Here is a 20,584-nt window from a genome sequence, read left to right on the forward strand (position 1 = left end):
CTTTTGAAGTCGTTTTTTTATCTGGTTCCTGCGTTGCTTATTGTAATTGGAATATATCTGTTTGTACGGTTTATACCGGGGCATGCTGCTTTACTCAGCGTCGTTTGGGTGATTGTTATTTCTGTTATATATGTGAAATACAATAAGTGGTACTGAAACAAATTCAAAGAGTAAGCAGGCAAGACTTTATGTATGACAGTAATATAAAAGGCTCCCTCAGGAGCCTCCTTAATACCATCAAGCCTGCACCGACAAACTAAAACTCGAAATACTCCGTGAAAGCTGCTGCGCCTGCTCTTCCAGCGAGGCCGCTGCCGCCGCGGACTGCTGCACCAGCGCGGCGTTCTGCTGGGTGACGCCGTCCATCTCGGTCACCGCCTGCCCGACCTGGCCGATCCCGCGGCTCTGCTCTTCAGAGGCGACGGAGATCTGCTCCATCAGCGTATTCACTTTGTTCACCGACGAAATGATCGAATCAATCACTTCGCCCGAGCTGCTGACCAGCTCCGCACCGTTTTTCACGCTGGAAACGGACTGCGCGATCAGGCTTTCGATGTCTTTCGCCGCCACCGCGCTTTTCTGCGCCAGAGTGCGCACTTCGCTGGCCACCACCGCAAAGCCGCGGCCCTGCGTGCCCGCACGCGCCGCTTCAACCGCCGCGTTCAGCGCCAGGATGTTGGTCTGGAAGGCAATGCTGTTAATCACGCTGGTGATGTCTTCAATGCGCTTCGAGTTCGCCGCGATGGTATTCATCGTGTCGATGACTTCACGGGTTACCGCTTCACCGGTGTGGGCATTTTTCACCGCGTCCTGCACCAGCTTCCCGGCCTGATACACATTATCGGTATTGTTCGCCACCGTCGCGCTCAGCTCTTCCATGCTGGCCGCCGTCTGGGTTAATGCGGAAGCCTGCTGCTCGGTGCGTGAAGCGAGGTCGATATTCCCGGAGGCAATCTCCTGGGCCGCGTGCGTCACGGTATGGCTCGCATCGCGCACCTGGGCGATGGTCGCCAGCAGCGCCTGACGCATCTGCTCCATCGAGCCCATCAGATGGTCGATTTCGTTGCCTGTCCCCCCCTTCACCGGCACCGGAATGTCCAGCTTGCCTGCCGCAATCTGGCTGCAGTGCTCGCGCGCCAGGTTGATCGGCGCAAAGACAAAGCGCTTCATCAGCAGGCTAACGGCGATAATCACCACCACAAACAGGCTGGCGATAGCGGCAACGATCGCCAGGCCGGAGACGAAGCTACTGCTCGCATCTTCGTTCAGGCTTTTGGCGTATTTCTGGTGGACGGAAAGCACCTGGTCGAGAACGATCTCGTACTGGCGGTCGAGGCGGGAGACTTCCGGGATGAGCGCGTTAAATTTGACGACATCGTGCGCCTCGGCGGCGTCGATCAGCGGCGCCAGCCCCTGGTTGCGGTAGTTTTGCCAGGCATCCTGATAGGCAGTGACCAGCGGCGCTTCATCGCTCAGGCGCGGCGACGCCATAAAGGCCGCAAAGGCGTGGTCCGCTTTGGTCAGCGCCTCTTTCACGGCGGTCAGCTTTGCAGCGCCGTCCGCCGCGTTGCCCGCTTCCACCATCTTCACATACTCCATCACCCGCACGCGCAGCGTACGGCTGTGGTTGATGGGGTCAATAATGGACAGCACAACCTGGATCTCTTTGTTGACGTTATCCAGGGAATTATTACTTTTAATGATGATGCCAACGCTGGTGACGGTGCTGACAACAAAGAAGAAAAGCAGCGAGAACAGGACTATCAGGGACGACTTTTTCAACGACATAAACCAATACCTCAAGGAGAATTATTCCTTATGGTTATCGGCCATTCCAAAACTTAAATTAATTAAAGTTATTGATGTATCGGTCCGGGCTATATTGCTCACTTATAGCGCCGCTGCAGGGTGGCCGCCAGCTTGCGTTGCAACGGTTCAGGAGCCTCTCCCTCGATCAGTTTGCTAATCAAATCAAAGCAGTGCCACGCCAGCTGTCGGTTATCCTGGCGGATGGTATCCACCGGGATCGTCAGCGAATCGTAGAGATAGTGATCGTCAAAACTGGCTAACCTGATATCGCTTTGCAGCAGGTTATGCTGGCCCATATAGCGCAGCACCCCTTCCAGCAGCCCGCAGGCGGCGGCGAAGAGCGCTTTCGGCGGACGCCCCAGGCGGGCGCAGAGTTCAGCAAACATCTCGTAACCGGAGCTCGGGTGATAATTGCCGTGAATGATCCACTCGGGGCGCAGCGCCACGCCGGCCTCACGCAGCCCTTGCTTAAACCCTTCCAGGCGGTCGCGCGTCGGAGAAAGGCGCGGCTGGCCGCCGAGGAAGTAGAATTCATCCGGATGCTGGCGCGCAATGTCCGCCACCAGTTCGGTCGTCGGGGTGATGGAATCGGTGATCACCAGCGGCAGCGCGCTGTCGTTGATGTGACGGTCAAACAGAACCACCGGCAGCTGCTCGCTCAGCTTATGGTAGTCCGCGTCGTTGAGCATGCTGGAGGCCACAATCAGCCCGTCCACCTGACGCGCCACCATGTTGTTCACCACCACCGTCTCCTGCCCCGGATTTTCATCGCTGCAGGAGATCAGCAGCTGCACGCCTGCCTCGCGGCACAGCGTTTCCAGCTCGTGAGAAAAGACGGCAAAACCGTAGTTGGTGATCTCCGGGACCACCAGACCAATGGTGTGGCTGCGGTTATCGCGCAGCGACCGCGCGTGAATGCTGGGCTGATAGTGGTGCTCTTTTGCAATTGCCAGCACGCGCTCGCGCGTCTCTTCCGCCACGCGAAGCTCTTTGCTGCGACCGTTCAGGACCAGGCTGGCGGTGGCTTTTGACACCCCCGCCAGCTCCGCGATGTCTTTAATGGTGACGCGTTTTGTTTTTCTCACAACGACTTAGATCCGGCTGCCAAAACCCTCATTCTATCATGCAGGCGCGCAGCGACCAGTAGCGTAATGTGATATCGGACGCACCTTCGAATCGCACCCGAGCCGGATGGTCAGGAAAATAGCGGCTGCTCATCACCCCTTCGCCGTGGTTAATGAAGATTTCGACGCTGGAGCGGTCGCACAGGACGCGCAAATAACGGACGTCGCCCTGCCAGTAGCGGGCCAATGTTTCACCGGTTTTCAGGCTCGCGCGCTCCAGGCGCACGCCCTGCTCATCGAGCGTGAGGCGCAGCGCGCCGCCAAAATCGACGCTCACGTGCGCGGTGCCCAGTTCAAACTCCAGGCGCGTCGCGTCCAGTTCGGGCGCGTCGCTGGCGCACCCCTGCCAGTGCTGCTCATCTTCACGCAGCGCCGCCAGCTCGCGCGCCGGGGTTTGCCAGAGCCTGCCGTCGCGGAAGCGCAATTCTCGCGGGCAGGTCATCTGGTGCATCCAGCCGTGCGCCCGCGTGGGCTGAAGCATCTCTTCCCCGTCCGGTACGCCCATCCAGCCGATCAGGATGCGGCGTCCATCTTCCGCCAGCGTGGTTTGCGGGGCGTAGAATTCAAAGCCAGCGTCCAGCTCGTGCAGCTCGCCGTGATCGAATGCGGCACTTGTATAGTCAAACGCCCCGCTCATCCAGGTAGCCGGATAGGTGTTAAGGTAGCGATGCGGCTCGCGCGCCAGCCCCTGCGGGCAGCAGATCAGGACGTGCGTCCCGTCGAGGGCAAACAGGTCCGGACACTCCCACATATAGCCCGCGTCCGACAGGCCGTTAACCCCGTGACCGGCGATCTCCCCGCAGGATGTCCAGGCGTGCAAATCGGCTGATTTAAAGAGCAGCACCTTGCCGCGCTTTTGCACATCCTGCGCGCCGAGCACCATGTACCAGTCCCCGTCGTGCCGCCACACCTTCGGGTCGCGCACGTGGCCGGTGTAGCCTTCCGGCAGCGCCAGCACCGGCCCCAGCTTCCTGAAGGTCCCGTCCGGCTGCTCCACGGCCAGGCACTGCCAGGCGGTGCGGCTGCCGTCATCGAACTTGACGTTGCCGGTGTAGCACAGGGTCAGTACGCCCTGGTTATCGACGGCGCTACCGGAGTAGCAGCCGTTGCGGTCATACGCCTCGTCGGGCATCAGCGCCAGCGGCTCATGCTGCCAGTGCACCAGGTCCGCCGAACTCCAGTGCCCCCAGCACTTAAAGCGGTGCTCGCAGTCCAGCGGGTTCCACTGATAGAACAGGTGATAGCGGCCAGCGAACCAGATAAACCCGTTCGGGTCGTTCATCAGCCCCGTCACCGGCGCGGCGTGCCATTGCGGATAGTGGCTGTCCGCCAGCGCCCGCGGCTGACCTGTCATAACGGCCTGCAGGATCGCAGGCCAGCGGGAAGGTAACGTCATTATTCAGAATCCGTTTTATATTTCAGCAGCAGTGAGACGGTAAACGCCACGCCGAAGGCAATCACCATGCCGATAATATAGTTCAGCAGCGAGCTGGCCTGCACGATGGCCATACCCGGAATGGCGGTCAGCCCGACGGCGGTCATGTACACGTGCACGGAGACCACCCAGGCCCCGCCCACCGCACCGCCGATTAGCGCGGCGATAAACGGCTTAACGAAGCGCAGGTTGATACCAAAAATGGCCGCTTCGGTGATGCCCAGCATTGCAGAGAACGCCGACGGCAGGGTAATGGCTTTGATTTTGGCATCTTTGGTTTTGAACCACACCGCCAGACAGGCGCCACCCTGCGCCACGTTCGCCATGGCCCAGATCGGCAGCAGGAAGTTAACGCCAATCGACGGGTTGCCCAGCAGCCCGGCTTCAATCGCGTGGAAGCTGTGGTGAATACCGGTGATCACAATCACCGAATAAAGTCCCCCGAACAGCAGCCCGGCGAGCCAGCCCGCGTGGGCGATCAGCGTGCTCAGAATAAAGGAGATACCGTCCCCCAGAGCGCGCCCCGCCGGGCCGATAATCAGCAAGGCGATAAAGCCGGAGATAACCACGGTGAGGAACGGCGTCAGGATCAGGTCTAACGCATCCGGGATCGCGCGGCGCAGGTTTTTCTCGACGATGCTCATGAACCAGACGGCCAGCAGCACCGGGAATACCGTGCCCTGATAGCCAATCATCGCAATCTCAAGGCCGAAGAAGTTCATGGTGTGGAAGCCCGACGCCACGCCCCAGGCGTTGGTCAGCGCCGGGTGGGTCAGAATGCCGCCCAGCGTCGCGCCGAGGTACGGGTTACCGCCAAATTCGCGCGCGGCGGTAAAGCCAATCAGAATAGGCAGAATGATAAACGCCGCCGAGCTGCACATGTCCAGCATGATGTAGATGGCGTTATCCGCATTGACCCAGCCGTAGGTTTTCACCATGCCGAGCAGGCCCATCAGCAGACCGGACGCCACAATCGCGGGTATGATCGGCACAAAGATGTTGGAGAGTAAGCGGGCAATGCGCTGGAACGGGTTCAGCTTGCGCGCCGCCAGATCCGCGGCTTCCGATTTGCTGGATTCGCTAATCCCCGCCGCCTGAATAAATGCGGCGTACACCTTGTTGACCACGCCCGTGCCAAAAATCACCTGCATCTGCCCGGCGTTACGGAAGCAACCTTTTACGCCGTCGACCTTGCCGATCGCCTGCTGATCCGCCAGCGCGTCATCAACCAGCACCAGACGAAGACGCGTTGCGCAGTGCGCCGCGCTGGCGATGTTTTCCTTGCCACCGAGCAGCGGAATAAGCTCGCGGGCGATTTGATTAAAATCCATAAATACCTCTGCCTGACTTCTTTTTATGATGTGCGAAACGCTCCCGCCTGGCGGGAGCGTGATGGGTTAAAACCAGGTTTCCATCTGGACCCCAAAGTTCCATTCCCCGCCGGCGTTGAAGCCGCTGCTGCCAAAGGCATCATCGCTGGCGTAATTATCCAGTTTGCTGCTCCAGTCCATCCAGGTGGCAAACAGGCGCAGTTCAGGACGGCTGAAGAAATCGCCGATTTTGCTCGCTTTTAACGTCGGCGCAAAGGTCAGCTTGTAGAAACTGCCGTTCACGGCGTTGCGGTCCTTATAGCCCTCCGGGTTTAAATCCATGTACTGGTAGCTTCCCTCAAACGCCAGCGCGAAATTCTGGGTGACCTCTTTGAGCAGGCGGGTGTTGAGCGTTACCCACTCATAGCTATCGCCCTTGACGTAGCGATCTTTACTGCTCTGTGCCAGAACGGCGGGCGCAACGCTCCAGCCACCGCCGATCGGCGTGACACCGTAACTTGCGAAGCGCCAGGTATCCGCCTCAGACAGCAGCGCGCCGTCGGAGCCGATGCTTTTCACCTCCGCACCCAGCCCGTGACCATAAAGCAGCGCCGTTTTGGCGGTCCCTTCACGCAGGCCGTAGAAGCTCTCATTATGCAAGCCTACCAGGGCATGAACGCCGTGATTGGCGGCATCCGTTTTAATCAGATCGCCGTTAGTGTCTTTACGGTCGTCGTTATCCTTCGCCCGCAGGCCGCTCACCATCAGCTGGAACGGGCCGGCGAAGTGGTTCATGCTGAGGATATAGTTCTGAACGTTGTTGTCGGTCTGCTCCACGCTGCCGAAGTTGCGGCCGTAAATGGAGAAGTTGCTGCGAAGCGAATCGTTCCACTTCACGTCGTAAACGCCGCCGCCGGTACCGGCCAGGAACACCACGTCGGAATCCAGCCAGTGGATGTCAAAGTTGTCGCGGTCGAAGCGTTTACCCGCCCAGAAGGTGCTGCCCTTCAGCGCGCCGGTAAAATCAGGCAGGTTGCCCAGCTCCGCGAAGGCCTGACGAATATTGAGGTCGCTGGTATCGGCTGACCAGTCGTTATAGGTTCTCTGACCGTCGGCCAGCATCGCCTTGAAGCGCGTGGTCGCCCCGTTATCCAGGGTTTGCTTGTGCTCCAGGTTCAGCTCGACGTAGGTGTCGGCTTCGTTACCCAGACGCCCCACCGCACCGCCGGTTTCACCAGCTGGGGTCAGGTAAGGGCCGCTTTTGCTGCTGGAGGCGGCATCGTTCATCAGCAGGCCAGAGCGGGCATAGCCGTGGAACTCAAACCCGCTGCTCTGATCCGCTTTTTTCTCCAGCGCGGCGGTACGCTGCGCCACCGCCTGGGTTGTGGTTTGCGTCTGCTGCTGGGCGGCGACCAGCTGCTGCGTTTTTTGTTCTGCTGCCGCAGCGCGCTTCTCGGCCACCTGCGCGCGCGTTTCCGCGTCCTGAAGGCGCTGCTCCATCGCGGCAAGACGCGCTTCAATACTGGACATATCCGTCTGGGCAAAAACAGAGGTACTTCCGGCCAGCATGCCTATCATCACGGCAAGTCTGCGTTTTTTATACATTTTGTCGCATCCCTAAAAGAAGTCATTAAACGTGCTAAATTGCTAAACCGGTTTAGGTTGCTGATACTAAACCTGTGAATTTTGGATCGGCAATCTTTTTTGCTAAACCGATTTAGTAAGTGTGATCGAGGCGACAATTCAGGCCGCCGGATGGCGGCCAGGAGAGGAGAAATTACAGGTCGTGCTGCCAGGGCAACGCGGTCATCGCCCCTTTGGCGGTGGTGGCCAGCGCGCCGCAGCGCTGGGCGAGCGCGATAACCGGCGTCAGGTCCTGTCCGGCGGCCAGCCCGTAGAGCAGCCCCGCCACAAAGGCATCGCCCGCACCGGTCGTATCGACGCACTGCACAGGCGTTGCCGGGTAGTGTTTTACGCTACCTTCATGCCACGCGGTTACGCCCGCTTTTCCCTGGGTAACCAGCACCAGACGCGCCGGGCAGCGCTGCATCAGCACCTCCAGACCAACGTTGACCTCCGCGCTGCCGGTGAAAAAGGCCAGCTCTTCTACCGAAAGTTTCACCACGTCGGCGCTTTGCAGGGCCTGCTCCAGGCAGCCATGCAGTGCGTTCTCATCCGGCCAGAGGTCCGGGCGAATATTGGGGTCGAAGCTGACGTAACCGCCCGCCTCACGAATGGCGGCCATCGCCTGAAACGTCGCAGTCCGGCTCGGCTCGGCGCTTAAGGCGATGGAGCAGACGTGCAGCCACTCCCCGGCGCTGAACGACGGCAGGTCGGCGGGTTCGAGAAACAGATCGGCGCTCGGGCGCACCATGAAGGTAAACGAGCGCTCGCCGTGGTCGTCGAGATCGACCACCACCGTTGAGGTGCGGTGCGCCGGGTCAAGGCGCATCCACGTCACGTCAACCCGCTCGTCAGCGAGCGTTTTCGCCATAAAGCGCCCGAAAGGATCGTCGCCAACCCTGCCGATAAAGGCGCTCTGGCCGCCCAGCCTGGCAATACCGACCGCGACGTTCGCCGGCGCGCCGCCGGGACACTGCAGTAATCGACCTTCTCCATCGGGCAGCAAATCCACTACCGCATCGCCAAGTACCCAGATTTTCTTCATGTGATCCTCGTAGCTAAACCATGTTAAACCGTTTTAGCTATTTAAGCACAGGCCGGGCAAAGGGGAAATAACGGGAGGGAAAATTGGCTTACCGCACCAGATGCGGCCAGTGGATATCGCCGACGCCATTAAGCTGCGGCCGGGCAAAGAGGAATCCCTGAAAGCGGCGGATTCCGGCCGATTCGAGCCAGCACCACTCCTCAATTTTCTCGATACCTTCCGCCACCAGGGTGATTTCAAGATCGGAGCAGCAGCTGATGATGGAGCGCACAATCGCCTGCTTCGGGCCGCTCAGGTGGATATTGCTGACAATTTCCCGGTCGATTTTAATTTTATCCGGCTGGAACCGGGTCAGCAGCGAAAGTCCGGCATAGCCCGAGCCAAAATCATCGATCGCCAGGCCAATCCCCTCGCCGCGAAGCTGCTTGATGGCGCTGTTAAACTGGTTGAGCCCGGAGATCATCTCGTTTTCAGTGACTTCAATGACCACCTGCTCCGGCTGAAGGCCATGTTTTTTAATCTGATCGACCAGAAATTCCACCGCGCCTGGGACATTCACCAGCGACATGGGCAGCAGGTTGACCGCGATTTTATGGCTACCAATGCCCAGCTTTTCCGCCAGCGCAAAGGCATAGGCTTTTGTCTGGAGATCGACTTCGTAGACGTTGTCCGGGTCGACGGTGCTGAAGAAATGCTCCGGGCTGCCGCCGTCGTTGCCGCGGATAAGCGCCTCAAGGGAGCTGATTTTCCCTTCCGAGGGCTCGACAATAGGCTGCAGCGCAAACTGACAGGTTTGCCCGGCAATCAGGCCCAGATGTTCGCCAAAGGGTAGCGTTTCGGTCGAGAGCGTCCATTTGTCCGCGGTGTAGCGTGCCCCCGACGGGGCCGGACGTTTACCGGTTATAAAGGTCTGAATAAATTTGAACACCCGATCGTCGGAGGTCAGATAGCTGTCCAGCTTGCTATAGCGCAGCACCGACTGCAGCACCTCTTTCGGCGACTGCGTTTGCAGGTCGAACAGCAGCATGCCGACGTTTTCGAAGCGTCTGCGCGGACCATAGTCCCGCAGCAGTTCTACCACCCCGCTGTGCCGCTTGTCCTCGCGGATTTTATGGAACAGTTTGACCACACTCTCTTCCGACCCTTCGAGGATCTGCAGAACGTCGTTGCCTTTAGCAAGGAGGACGCCGGTAATGTCCAGTTTTACGTTGCGGCCCCTGGCGCGCTCCACCAGCTCCCGCAGTTCGGTGGACGGGCGGGATAAATTCAAGTGGCTTCGGTAGATCAGCGTCGTCAGCACAAAAAGGGGTTCCAGTGATAAAGAGAGGTGCCTTGAAGCTACTATGTAACATACTTAATCAATGCGACCTAACATATTCACGCCACAAGGGAACATTACTTTTTCTGGTCCCCGATCCGGCTGTTAATCCTCTCCTGCAAATAGTCGTAGAACGGGTTCGAGGTGACCCGCATAAGCGCCTCTTTCCCGACGCTCAACACGGACGTCTCTCCCCACAGCGCAATTGTCCCCAGGCTGATGCCATATCGGTTTTTCACGCGTGGTTCACGACCATAGAGATCGTCATCCGGCGGGAACGGCACCGCAACGTGCGACAGGGAATAAACATCCTGCGGCCAGGACTGGGCAAGCGGCACGACCGTCTCCTGCGTGCTGCCTGCCGGCGTGATTTTCGCCACCGTCGAGAAACTGTGCTCGCCGGCATTGGTGATAATCGTGACACCGTAACGCCGCTGCGCGACCGGCAGCAGCGCCGTGGTGGCCGTCCAGGACGACGGTTTAAAGAGTGGACGGAAGCTCGCCGCCTGGTTGATATCAAACACTACCAGCTCGTTGCCGTTTGCCGGAAGCTGGTCAAACAGGCCGCTGACCACCGCGCGGGTACTGACCGTGGAGTCCATCACCGACTGGAACGCCAGCACCGGCGGCAAATTCGCCAGCCTGTTTTCCCGCGCCTCACGGCCAATCTGCTCCTGCAGGGCCTTTGTCAGCAGCCACGACTGGCGGGCGGCGTTCACCGGGAACGAGTTGTATTTATACGGATTATATTCCGGGGAGATATTCAGCCAGGCCGCTTTGGCAAACGGCGGCAACAGCGCCGGTAGCCCGGCGAATCCGGCGAACCGCGCAAAGGACGTCACGCCGATCATCGGTGAGAGCAGGATCATCTGCTGAGGCTTACGCAGCGCAGGGTCTTCCAGCGCATCGAGGGCATACTTCATCGCCAGCGCCCCGCCGTTGGAGTAGCCCACCAGATGCAGCGGCACGTTATTCCCCGTCAGACGCGTGGCTTCCCGCACGGCAAGCCGCGTCGCTGCCAGCCACATTTCCCAGTCCACGTCCGTCAGCGCGCCGGGCGCGGTGCCGTGTCCGGGAAGACGCGGGACCACGGCCACAAAGCCGCGCTGCTGATAGTTCACGGCAAGGTGCCTGACGCTGTAAGGCGAGTCGGTCAGGCCGTGCAGCAGCACCACCGCGCCGCGCGGCTTCCCGGCTGGCATCAGCACAAAGGAGCGGTTGGCATCGGGGGCAAACTGGCCGGGCCACACCAGGCTCTGGCGGTAGTAGCGGTTTAACGGAGTTTGATCCTCGCCCGCTGTTTTCGCCGTCACCGCGTTATCCAGATCGGTGAAAATCGCCTTTTCACGGGCGAGGTACCCGGCAAAATCGGCGTTATCCAGCTCGCGAACGGACATCTCATCTCCCCGCCAGGTGTGCCACGGGTGCAGTTCCGGCCCCTGCTGCGAGAGATAGACCCGCACCGCCAGCAGGACGACCAGGACGATCCCCACGACCATCCCTGTTTTCTTTGCAAGCGCCACCAGGCGCACGCTGACTCGCCAGGGCCAATTCGCCATGCCGGGATCCCTTTTATGTTCACTGTATTTCTATCTTATCAAAAATGTGAACGGGCTGACGTATTCACCAAATTCATCCCTGCCAGGTCAGCCAGTGCACCAAAAGTGAACTACGCTGCACAAATGTTGATCATTGGTTAACCAAATATTGCATGAAGTTTACTGCGCAGCGGGTTTTCGCCCTTCTGTGAACATGGCACGCGTCATGCACTGTTAACCCGGTAACACATATTCAGCTTTTGACAGCCTGTTAACAGCGAGGCGGTATGACGACGAAACCCGAGATGTTAAGCCGTATCGAGGCGACCTTCAGCCAGCTCACGCCCAGCGAAAAGCGGGTCGGAAGCTGGCTGCTGGCGCACGCCGCGCAAATCCCGTTTGAAACGGCGGAGAGCGTCGGGCTAGCAAGCGGGACCAGCGGGATCACCGTCGGACGCTTCCTGCGCAAGCTGGGATATCGCAACCTGGAAGATGCCAAAAAGAGCCTGCGCGATCCGTATCAGCCCTGGGGCATGAACGAGCGCCTCGACTCCTGGCAGCAGCAGCGCCCCCTGCCCAACCGCCTTCAGCACGCCCTGTCGCTGGAAGTGGACGCCATCACGCAGGTGTATCAGCTGGCGCAAACGGACGCTTTTCGTCAGGTGGTGCACCATCTGGCCCACGCGGACGCGGTCTTTGTGCTGGGGATCCAGTCCACGCGCGGGATCGCCAACGCCTTCTTCAGCCACCTTGAATACCTCCGCCCGCGGGTGAGCTATGCCGAAGGCGCTTCCGGCAGCTGGGTAGAATCCCTTAACTCCGGGTTTGCTCACCCTTATGTCGTGCTGACCGATACGCGCACCTACTCCACGATGGCCCGCCAGTACTGCCGCGTCGCGAGTGAGAAAGGCATTCCGCTGGCCTTAATCACCGACATCTGGTGCCCGTGGGCGCGGGATTACCCGATGGATTTACTGCAGGTGAAAACCGATACCGGTCATTTCTGGGATTCACTTGCCCCCGTGAGCTGTCTGTTCAACCTGCTGCTGTCGGGCGTGGTGGAAGCGCTGGGCGATGCGCTCCCGGCGCGCCTGGCGGTAAACCGACAATTACAACAAGAGTTTGGTCAATTCGAACGCTAAAGGAGCGGAGCTATGCCCGTAGAGAGTGAACTGATTGATGTGGCGAAGACGTTCCCCACGCTGCATATCGATCTGAAGTACGCCACCGCCGACAACATCACAGGCCGCCCGATCTATCAGGAGGCGCTGTGCCTGCTGCATACCGATGCTGCTACCGCGCTGGCAAAAGCCATCAGCATTGCCACGCTGGCCGGGCTGAAGCTGGTGGTCTACGACGCCTATCGCCCGCAGCAGGCGCAGGCCCAGCTGTGGGAGGCCTGCCCGAACCCGGAATATGTGGTCGACGTGGCGATTGGCTCCAACCACAGCCGCGGCACGGCCATCGACGTGACCCTGATGGACGAGCATAACGCCGTGCTGGATATGGGCGCCGGTTTTGACGAAATGCATGACCGCTCGCATCCGTATCACCCTTCCGTGCCGCCGCACGCCCAGCGCAACCGTCTGCTGTTGAACGCCATCATGTTCGGCGGCGGTTTTGTCGGGATCGGCAGCGAATGGTGGCACTTCGAACTGCCGAACGCCGCCAGCTACCCGCTGCTTGATGACCGTTTTGCCTGTTTTCCCCTGACGCACACCCCTCTTTAACATGGAGCACTGCCATGAAAACATCGCTTCTCACGACCCTGATTGCCGCCACGCTGACGTTGAGCGCCCCGCTGGCGCTGGCCGCCGTCCCGAAAGACATGCTGGCGATCGGTAAAGCCGCCGACCCGCAAACGCTCGACCCTGCCATCACCATCGATAACAACGACTGGACCGTCACCTATCCGTCCTACCAGCGTCTGGTCAAGTACAAGCCCGGCTCTACCGAGGTGGAGGGCGATCTGTCGACGGGCTGGAAGGCGTCCGACGACCAGAAAGAGTGGACCTTTACCCTGGCGGATAACGCCAAATTCTCCGACGGCACGCCGGTCACCGCCGAGGCGGTCAAACTCTCCTTTGAGCGCCTGCTGAAGCTCGGCCAGGGGCCGTCTGAGGCCTTCCCGAAAGATCTGAAAGTGGAGGCCGTTGATGAGCACACGGTGAAATTCACCCTCAGCCAGCCGTTCGCGCCTTTCCTCTACACCCTGGCGAACGACGGCGCCTCCATCATTAACCCGACGGTGCTGAAGGCCAATGCCGCGGACGACGCGCGCGGCTTTCTGGCGCAAAACACCGCCGGTTCCGGGCCGTTTATGCTGAAGAGCTGGCAGAAAGGCCAGCAGCTGATCCTGGTGCCGAACCCGCACTGGTCGGGCGACAAGCCTCACTTCAAGCGCGTCTCGGTGAAAATTATCGGTGAGAGCGCGTCGCGCCGTCTGCAGCTTTCCCGCGGCGATCTGGACATTGCCGACTCCCTGCCGGTCGATCAGCTGGCGGCCCTGAAGCAGGAAGGCAAAGTCGCCGTCGCGGAATACCCCTCCCTGCGCGTGACCTATCTCTATCTCAACAACAGCAAAGCGCCGCTCAATCAGGTGGATTTACGCCGCGCGGTCTCCTGGGCGACGGACTATGAGGGGATGGTGAAAGGCATTCTGAGCGGCAACGGCAAGCAGATGCGCGGCCCGATCCCGGAAGGCATGTGGGGATTTGACGCCACGGCAATGCAGTACAGCCTCGACGAGGCCAAAGCCAAAGCGGCCCTGGAGAAGGTTAAAGACAAGCCCGCCAGCCTGACCTTCCTCTACTCGGACAACGATCCAAACTGGGAGCCTATCGCCCTTTCGACTCAGGCCAGCCTCGGCAAGATCGGCATTAACGTCAAGCTGGAGAAACTGGCCAACGCCACCATGCGAGACCGCGTCGGCAAAGGCGATTACGACATCGCCATCGGCAACTGGAGCCCGGATTTTGCCGACCCGTACATGTTTATGAACTACTGGTTCGAATCGGACAAGAAAGGTCTGCCGGGCAACCGTTCGTTCTATGAGAACAAAGAGGTCGATTCCCTGCTGCAGGCCGCGCTGAAAACCACGGACCAGGCGGAACGCACCAAAGATTACCAGCAGGCGCAAAAGGTGGTCATCGACGAGGCGGCCTACGTTTATCTGTTCCAGAAGAACTACCAGCTGGCGATGAACAAAGAGGTCAAAGGCTTCACCTTTAATCCGATGCTCGAGCAGGTGTTTAACATCGCCACCATGAGCAAGTAACCGTTTCGCCGGGGGAAAGTGTATGACGTTCTGGAGCATCGTGCGCCAGCGCTGCTGGGGGTTACTCCTGGTGGTGGCCGGTGTCTGTATTATCACTTTTATTATTTCACACCTGATCCCCGGCGATCCGGCCCGTCTGCTGGCCGGCGACCGCGCCAGCGACGACATCGTGCAGAACATTCGCCAGCAGCTGGGGCTGGATCAGCCGCTCTACGTTCAGTTTGGCCGCTACGTGGACGCCCTGGCCCACGGTGATTTAGGCACCTCCATCCGGACCGGACGCCCGGTTGCGGAAGACCTGAAGGCCTTTTTCCCCGCCACGCTGGAGCTGGCCTTTTGTTCCCTCCTGCTGGCGCTGGTCATCGGCGTGCCGCTGGGAATTTTATCGGCGGTGTACCGCAACCGCTGGCTGGATCACCTGGTGCGTTTAATGGCGATGACCGGGATCTCCACCCCGGCCTTCTGGCTTGGGCTGGGCGTCATTGTGCTGTTCTACGGGCACCTGCAAATCCTGCCGGGCGGCGGCAGGCTGGACGACTGGCTCGATCCGCCGACGCACGTCACCGGCTTTTATCTGCTGGACGCGCTGCTGGAAGGCAACGGCGAGGTCTTTTTCAATGCGCTGCAGCACCTGATTTTGCCCTCGCTGACGCTGGCATTTGTGCATCTCGGCATCGTGGCGCGTCAGGTCCGTTCCGCGATGCTGGAGCAGCTTAGCGAGGACTACATCCGCACGGCACGCGCCAGCGGCCTGCCCGGCTGGTATATCGTCCTGCGCTACGCCCTGCCGAATGCGATGATCCCGTCGATTACCGTGCTCGGGCTGGCGCTGGGGGATCTGCTGTATGGGGCCGTGCTGACCGAAACCGTCTTTGCCTGGCCGGGCATGGGCGCCTGGGTGGTGACGTCCATTCAGGCGCTCGATTTCCCCGCCGTGATGGGTTTTGCGGTCGTTGTTTCGCTGGCCTACGTGCTGGTTAATCTGGTGGTCGATCTGCTTTACCTGTGGATTGACCCGCGAATCGGGCGCGGAGGTGCCGAATGATGTTAACGCAGGAAACGCCCGTCCCGGTGAAAACCGCCAGACAACGCATCAACTGGGCAAAGCTGTTCTGGATGCTGCGCCAAAGTCCGCTCACGATGGTTGGCGGCGTCATTATGCTGGTGATGCTTTTCATTATGGTGGCCGCACCGTGGATCGCGCCGCACGACCCGAACGCGCTGGATCTGACCGCGCGCCTGCAGGCGCCGTCCGCGCAGCACTGGTTTGGTACCGACGAGGTGGGCCGCGATCTGTTCAGCCGGGTGCTGGCGGGCAGCCAGCAGTCCATTACCGCCGGGCTGGCGGTGGTGGTAATTGCGGGCGGCATCGGTTCGCTGCTGGGCTGTCTGTCCGGCGTGCTGGGCGGGCGCGGCGACGCCATTATTATGCGGGTGATGGACATTATGCTCTCGATACCTTCCCTGGTGCTGACCATGGCGCTGGCCGCCGCGCTCGGGCCAAGCCTGTTTAACGCCATGCTGGCGATTGCGATTGTCCGCATTCCGTTTTACGTCCGCCTGGCGCGCGGCCAAACCCTGGTGGTGCGCCAGTTTACCTACGTACAGGCGGCCCGCACCTTTGGCGCATCCCGCTGGCATGTGATCAGCTGGCATATCCTGCGCAACGCCCTGCCGCCGCTGATCGTGCAGGCGTCGCTGGACATCGGCAGCGCCATCCTGATGGCCGCCACGCTGGGGTTTATTGGCCTGGGCGCGCAGCAGCCGACCGCCGAATGGGGCGCGATGGTGGCCGTCGGCCGTAACTACGTTCTGGACCAGTGGTGGTACTGCGCGTTTCCCGGAGCGGCGATTTTGATTACCGCCGTGGGCTTTAACCTGTTTGGGGATGGCATCCGCGATCTGCTGGATCCGAAGTCAGGAGGTAAACAGTGATGACCGACCCGGTTCTCAAGATTGAAGACCTGCATCTGAGCTTCCCGATTTTCCGCGGCGAGGTCCACGCGCTGAACCACGTCTCGCTGGAGATCGGCAGGGGTGAAATTGTCGGCGTGGTGGGCGAATCCGGTTCGGGTAAATCCGTGACCGCCATGCTCGCCATGCGTCTGCTGCCGGAAGGCAGCTACCGCATTCATCATGGTCAGGTGAAATTACTCGGCGAAAATGTCCTGACGGCGTCCGAGAAACAGCTTCGCCAGTGGCGCGGTGCAAAGGTCGCGATGATTTTTCAGGAGCCCATGACCGCCCTCAACCCGACGCGGCGGATTGGCAAACAGATGGTCGAGGTGATCCGCCAGCATCAACCGCTTTCCCGGCGTGAGGCGCAGCAGAAGGCGATTACCCTGCTGGAAGAGATGCAAATCCCGGACGCGAAAGCGGTCATGGCACGCTATCCGTTTGAACTCTCCGGCGGCATGCGCCAGCGGGTGATGATTGCCCTTGCCTTCTCCTGCGAGCCGGAGCTGATCGTCGCCGACGAACCGACCACCGCGCTGGACGTCACCGTTCAGCTGCAGGTGCTGCGCCTGCTGAAGCACAAGGCGCGGGCCAGCGGCACCTCGGTGCTGTTTATCAGCCACGATATGGCCGTGGTGTCCCAGCTCTGCGACAGAGTGTATGTAATGTATGCGGGCAGCGTGATCGAGAGCGGCACCACGCAAACGCTGATCCACCAGCCCGTGCATCCCTACTCTATTGGTCTGCTGCAGTGCGCGCCGGAAAACGGCCAGCCGCGCGCCCTGCTTCCCGCCATCCCCGGCACGGTGCCCAACCTCAGCCAGCTTCCGCAGGGATGCGCATTCCGCGAGCGCTGCTTTGCCGCCGGGGCGAAATGCAGCGAAACGCCGCACCTAGCGCCCACCGGCGCAGAGGGCCAACAGGCCGCCAGCTGGTATCCACAACGGGAGAAAGCCCATGTCTGATGTACTGCTGGAACTGGATAGCGTGCACGTGAACTTTGCGGCGCGCAAAAACTGGCTGGGCCGCGTGACGGAACGGGTCCATGCGCTCAACGGGCTCGACCTTGAGATCTGTCGGGGAGAAACGCTTGGCATTGTCGGGGAATCCGGCTGTGGGAAAAGCACGCTGGCCCAGCTGCTGATGGGCATGCTTAAGCCCAGCACCGGCGCCTGCCAGCGGGCGCACCACGCGGGCGGCATGCAGATGGTGTTTCAGGATCCGCTCTCCTCGCTTGACCCGCGCCTGCCGGTCTGGCGAATCATCACCGAGCCGGTGTGGGTGCAAAAGCGCAGCAGCGAGCGCGACCGCCGCCAGCTGGCTGAAAACCTGGCGCTGCAGGTGGGCATTCGCCCGGAATATCTCGACCGGCTTCCGCACGCCTTCTCCGGCGGGCAGCGCCAGCGCATCGCCATCGCCCGGGCGCTCTCGTCCGATCCGGATATCATCGTGCTCGATGAACCCACCAGCGCGCTGGATATTTCCGTGCAGGCGCAGATCCTCAACCTGCTGGTGACGCTACAACAGCAGCGGAATCTGACCTACGTGTTGATCTCGCATAACGTCTCGGTGGTCCGGCACATGAGCGACCGCGTGGCGGTGATGTACCTTGGGCAGATTGTGGAGCTGGGCAGCGCCGCGCAGGTGCTTGGCGAGCCGCGCCATCCTTACACCCGCCTGCTGCTCGATTCGGTTCCGCGCACCGGTGAACCGCTGGATGAAACGCTGGCCTTACGCAAAACGGAGCTTCCCGGCAACCGCCGTCTGCCCGAAGGCTGTTTTTTCCGCGACCGATGCCCGATGGCCGCGCAGGGCTGCGAGCGTCCTCAGCCGTTACAGCCCTCTCGCGAGGGCCGTGACGTCCGCTGCTGGCGCAGTCTGGGTTAGATTTGCGCCATCCCGCCGTCCACGAACAGCTCGGTGGCGTTAATAAAGCTGGCCGCATCGGAGGCCAGAAACGCCACCGCTTTACCCACCTCACCCGGCGCGCCTAAACGGCCGAGCGGCACCTGAGCGGCCAGCGCGTCGTACAGCCCCTGACGGTGTTCTTCCGGCACCAGGTCGCCAAGCCCCGGGGTTTTGATCGGGCCCGGGCTCACCACGTTGACGCGGATCCCGCGGCCCTGCAAATCCAGCGCCCAGGAGCGGGCAAAGTTGCGCACGGCGGCCTTGCTGGCGCTGTAGACGCTAAAGTTTGCCGTCCCCTTAATGGACACCGTCGAGCCGGTCAGAATAATCGAGGATCCGGCGGAGAGCAGCGGCAGCGCCTTCTGCACCGTAAACAGCACCCCGCGGACGTTAGTGCCGAAAATCCGGTCAAACTGCTCTTCGGTAATCGCGCCCAGCGGCAGCATATCGCCGCCACCCGCATTGGCGAACAGAATATCGAGGCGGCCTTCTTCTTTGGCTATCCGGGCATAGACCTCGTCCAGGTCCGCCAGTTTTGACACGTCAGCGCGAATGCCCACTGCCGTTGAAGCGATTTCAGCCACCGCCGCGTCCAGCTCGGCCTGACGTCGTCCGGTGATGTACACCTTCGCGCCCTGTGCCGCCAGCTCCTGCGCCGTGGCAAGACCGATGCCGGTGCTGCCGCCTGTGACCAGTGCGATTTTTCCTGAGAGAGTCGTGTTCATGTCATTTACCTTTTGTTGGGTTTGCGTTGGACAAACTTTAGCCCTTGCGGGATTAGTGAAAAACCAGCAAAAATGAAAATGACTATTCACATACAGAAATAATCAGAGGGAATCTCATGGATCAGCTCATGGCGATGCGCGCCTTTACCCGGGTGGTGGAAACCGGCAGCTTTACCCGCGCGGCGGACTCGCTGAACATGCCGATCGCCACGCTGAGTAAGCTGGTGAAATCGCTTGAGACGCATCTGGAGATACGCCTCCTGCACCGGACGACTCGCCGGGTGGTCGCGACGCCGGAAGGGATGGAATACTATGAAAAAGCGCTCAGGGTCTTGATAGATATCGAAGACATCGACACCGCGTTTCGCGTTTCCCGCGCGACGCCCAAAGGGCATTTGCGGGTTGACGTGGGCGGCTCCACCGCCCGGGACGTGCTCATCCCCCTGCTGCCGGACTTTATGCGGCGCTACCCGGATATCCGCATCGACCTTGGCGTGGCCGATCGTCCGGTGGATCTGATCGGCGGTAACGTAGACTGCGTGATCCGCGGCGGCCCGCTGGACGATTCGACCCTTATCGCTCGCCATATTGGTAACGCCGAAATGGTCACCTGCGCGACGCCGGGCTACCTGAAAAACCATGGCGTTCCAGCCTATCCACAGGAGCTGTGCAACGGCCACAAGCTCATTAGCTACCTCTCGCCCGTCACCGGGCGTGCGTTTCCCTTTCGCTTCAGGCGGCATGGCGAGGCGATGGAAATCAATATCCCCCATTATCTCGGCATAAATGAAAGTAATGCCCACCTGGCGGCGGCCGTGGCAGGATTGGGGATCGTGCAGACGTTTGAGTATTCGGCAAAGCCGTATTTACAGGCGGGAACGCTGGCGCCGATCCTGGGCGACTGGCGCCCTGCCGCGTACCCGTTTCACGTGGTATACCCGCAGAATCGACATCTGACGCACCGTCTTAAGGTGTTTATTGCCTGGCTGGCGGAGGTGTTTCCCGCCGCGCTGAAGGGATAGCCGGGCACCAGCCCGGCTGAGGCTTAGTTAAGCGTATAGTCCAGCGTAATTTCGGCTTTCAGTAGCTGCGAAACCGGGCAGCCCGCTTTGGCTTTCTGAATAATACCGTCGAACTGCTGAGGGGCGATGCCGGGAACGGTCACCTTGCTCTTCAGGGCAACCTTGGTGATGGCAAAACCACCGTCCGTTTTATCGAGGGAGACATCCGCGGTGGTATCAATGGCGTCGGCGGTATAGCCCGCTTCGCCGAGCATCAGCGACAGCGCCATCGAGAAGCAGGCCGCATGTGCCGCGCCGATAAGCTCTTCGGGGTTGGTCCCCTTTTCACCCTCAAAACGGGTATTAAAGCCATAAGGCTGTTGATTGAGAACGCCGCTCTCGGTGGAAACCGTTCCTTTACCGCGCTTAATGTCGCCAGACCAGTGTGCCGAACCGTGCTTATGAATAGTCATTCTTGCTCTCCTTTTGGCTTACAAAGGGTTAAGTATAGACTA

The 20,584-nt window shown here is 60.3% G+C and carries 18 protein-coding genes; 8 read left to right on the forward strand and 10 right to left on the reverse strand.

All coding sequences use genetic code 11. The annotated features are described in order from the left end of the window. Positions 1 to 237: 237 nt before the first annotated feature. The 8 genes from FHC48_RS00575 to FHC48_RS00610 all read right to left on the reverse strand — a co-directional run bounded on the left by FHC48_RS00575 (position 238) and on the right by FHC48_RS00610 (position 11,223). Complete coding sequence (locus FHC48_RS00575) at positions 238 to 1,788, reverse strand: methyl-accepting chemotaxis protein (RefSeq protein WP_220420484.1); 1,551 nt, start codon at positions 1,786 to 1,788, stop codon at positions 238 to 240. Positions 1,789 to 1,886: 98 nt separating this feature from the next. Continuing rightward, on the reverse strand, positions 1,887 to 2,894 hold the full coding sequence (locus FHC48_RS00580; RefSeq protein ID WP_059363062.1) for a LacI family DNA-binding transcriptional regulator: 1,008 nt from the start codon (positions 2,892 to 2,894) through the stop codon (positions 1,887 to 1,889). A gap of 28 nt (positions 2,895 to 2,922) precedes the next feature. After that, positions 2,923 to 4,329 (reverse strand): sucrose-6-phosphate hydrolase, encoded by a 1,407-nt coding sequence (locus FHC48_RS00585; protein ID WP_119312116.1) that lies wholly within the window; start codon positions 4,327 to 4,329, stop codon positions 2,923 to 2,925. Then, positions 4,329 to 5,699 (reverse strand): sucrose-specific PTS transporter subunit IIBC, encoded by a 1,371-nt coding sequence (locus tag FHC48_RS00590; protein ID WP_023619263.1) that lies wholly within the window; start codon positions 5,697 to 5,699, stop codon positions 4,329 to 4,331. Before FHC48_RS00590 ends, FHC48_RS00585 begins: the two co-directional genes overlap by 1 nt. 66 nt (positions 5,700 to 5,765) lie before the next feature. After that, the gene (locus FHC48_RS00595) at positions 5,766 to 7,283 is read right to left on the reverse strand and encodes a carbohydrate porin (RefSeq protein ID WP_059364953.1); all 1,518 of its coding nucleotides are present in this window, start codon (positions 7,281 to 7,283) and stop codon (positions 5,766 to 5,768) included. 172 nt (positions 7,284 to 7,455) lie between these two features. Then, complete coding sequence (locus tag FHC48_RS00600; RefSeq protein ID WP_032651896.1) at positions 7,456 to 8,346, reverse strand: aminoimidazole riboside kinase; 891 nt, start codon at positions 8,344 to 8,346, stop codon at positions 7,456 to 7,458. 88 nt (positions 8,347 to 8,434) lie between these two features. Then, positions 8,435 to 9,646 (reverse strand): diguanylate phosphodiesterase, encoded by a 1,212-nt coding sequence (locus FHC48_RS00605; protein ID WP_059364951.1) that lies wholly within the window; start codon positions 9,644 to 9,646, stop codon positions 8,435 to 8,437. Between the two features lie 95 nt (positions 9,647 to 9,741). Then, positions 9,742 to 11,223: a carboxylesterase gene (locus FHC48_RS00610; RefSeq protein ID WP_059364948.1), complete on the reverse strand. Its 1,482-nt coding sequence runs from the start codon at positions 11,221 to 11,223 to the stop codon at positions 9,742 to 9,744. A 266-nt stretch (positions 11,224 to 11,489) separates the two neighbouring features. Between FHC48_RS00610 and FHC48_RS00615 the strand changes: the two genes are divergently transcribed. Genes FHC48_RS00615 through FHC48_RS00645 form a run of 7 tightly spaced genes read left to right on the forward strand, consistent with a single transcriptional unit; the run spans position 11,490 to position 18,322 of the window. Beyond that, entirely contained in the window at positions 11,490 to 12,344 is an 855-nt protein-coding gene (locus FHC48_RS00615) for a MurR/RpiR family transcriptional regulator (RefSeq protein ID WP_023327526.1), read from the forward strand. A 12-nt stretch (positions 12,345 to 12,356) separates the two neighbouring features. Beyond that, a complete protein-coding gene (gene ddpX / locus FHC48_RS00620) occupies positions 12,357 to 12,932 on the forward strand; it encodes a D-alanyl-D-alanine dipeptidase (protein ID WP_025911023.1) in 576 nt (191 codons plus the stop codon). 14 nt (positions 12,933 to 12,946) lie between these two features. Then, a complete protein-coding gene (locus FHC48_RS00625; protein WP_059364946.1) occupies positions 12,947 to 14,479 on the forward strand; it encodes an ABC transporter substrate-binding protein in 1,533 nt (510 codons plus the stop codon). A gap of 22 nt (positions 14,480 to 14,501) precedes the next feature. After that, entirely contained in the window at positions 14,502 to 15,524 is a 1,023-nt protein-coding gene (locus tag FHC48_RS00630) for an ABC transporter permease (RefSeq protein WP_008501701.1), read from the forward strand. Further along, positions 15,521 to 16,414: a D,D-dipeptide ABC transporter permease gene (ddpC, locus tag FHC48_RS00635; RefSeq protein WP_059364944.1), complete on the forward strand. Its 894-nt coding sequence runs from the start codon at positions 15,521 to 15,523 to the stop codon at positions 16,412 to 16,414. The genes FHC48_RS00630 and ddpC overlap by 4 nt, the downstream gene beginning before the upstream one ends. After that, the gene (locus FHC48_RS00640; protein WP_220418721.1) at positions 16,414 to 17,400 is read left to right on the forward strand and encodes an ABC transporter ATP-binding protein; all 987 of its coding nucleotides are present in this window, start codon (positions 16,414 to 16,416) and stop codon (positions 17,398 to 17,400) included. The genes ddpC and FHC48_RS00640 overlap by 1 nt, the downstream gene beginning before the upstream one ends. After that, positions 17,393 to 18,322, forward strand: coding sequence for an ABC transporter ATP-binding protein (locus tag FHC48_RS00645; RefSeq protein ID WP_059364940.1), 930 nt, complete (start codon positions 17,393 to 17,395; stop codon positions 18,320 to 18,322). Before FHC48_RS00640 ends, FHC48_RS00645 begins: the two co-directional genes overlap by 8 nt. Here the strand turns inward: FHC48_RS00645 and FHC48_RS00650 are convergent. Further along, positions 18,319 to 19,068 (reverse strand): SDR family NAD(P)-dependent oxidoreductase, encoded by a 750-nt coding sequence (locus FHC48_RS00650; RefSeq protein ID WP_008501706.1) that lies wholly within the window; start codon positions 19,066 to 19,068, stop codon positions 18,319 to 18,321. The two genes, FHC48_RS00645 and FHC48_RS00650, sit on opposite strands and share 4 nt — an antisense overlap. Before the next feature lie 116 nt (positions 19,069 to 19,184). Between FHC48_RS00650 and FHC48_RS00655 the strand changes: the two genes are divergently transcribed. After that, positions 19,185 to 20,090, forward strand: a complete 906-nt coding sequence (locus tag FHC48_RS00655; RefSeq protein WP_059364938.1) for a LysR family transcriptional regulator — start codon at positions 19,185 to 19,187, stop codon at positions 20,088 to 20,090. Between the two features lie 23 nt (positions 20,091 to 20,113). On the opposite strand, the gene FHC48_RS00660 is transcribed toward FHC48_RS00655, so the two are convergent. Further along, on the reverse strand, positions 20,114 to 20,542 hold the full coding sequence (locus FHC48_RS00660) for an OsmC family protein (protein WP_008501708.1): 429 nt from the start codon (positions 20,540 to 20,542) through the stop codon (positions 20,114 to 20,116). Between the last annotated feature and the right edge of the window lie 42 nt (positions 20,543 to 20,584).

Origin of the sequence: Enterobacter sp. EC_50, assembly GCF_019584525.1 — a bacterium.
Lineage (GTDB): Bacteria > Pseudomonadota > Gammaproteobacteria > Enterobacterales > Enterobacteriaceae > Enterobacter > Enterobacter roggenkampii.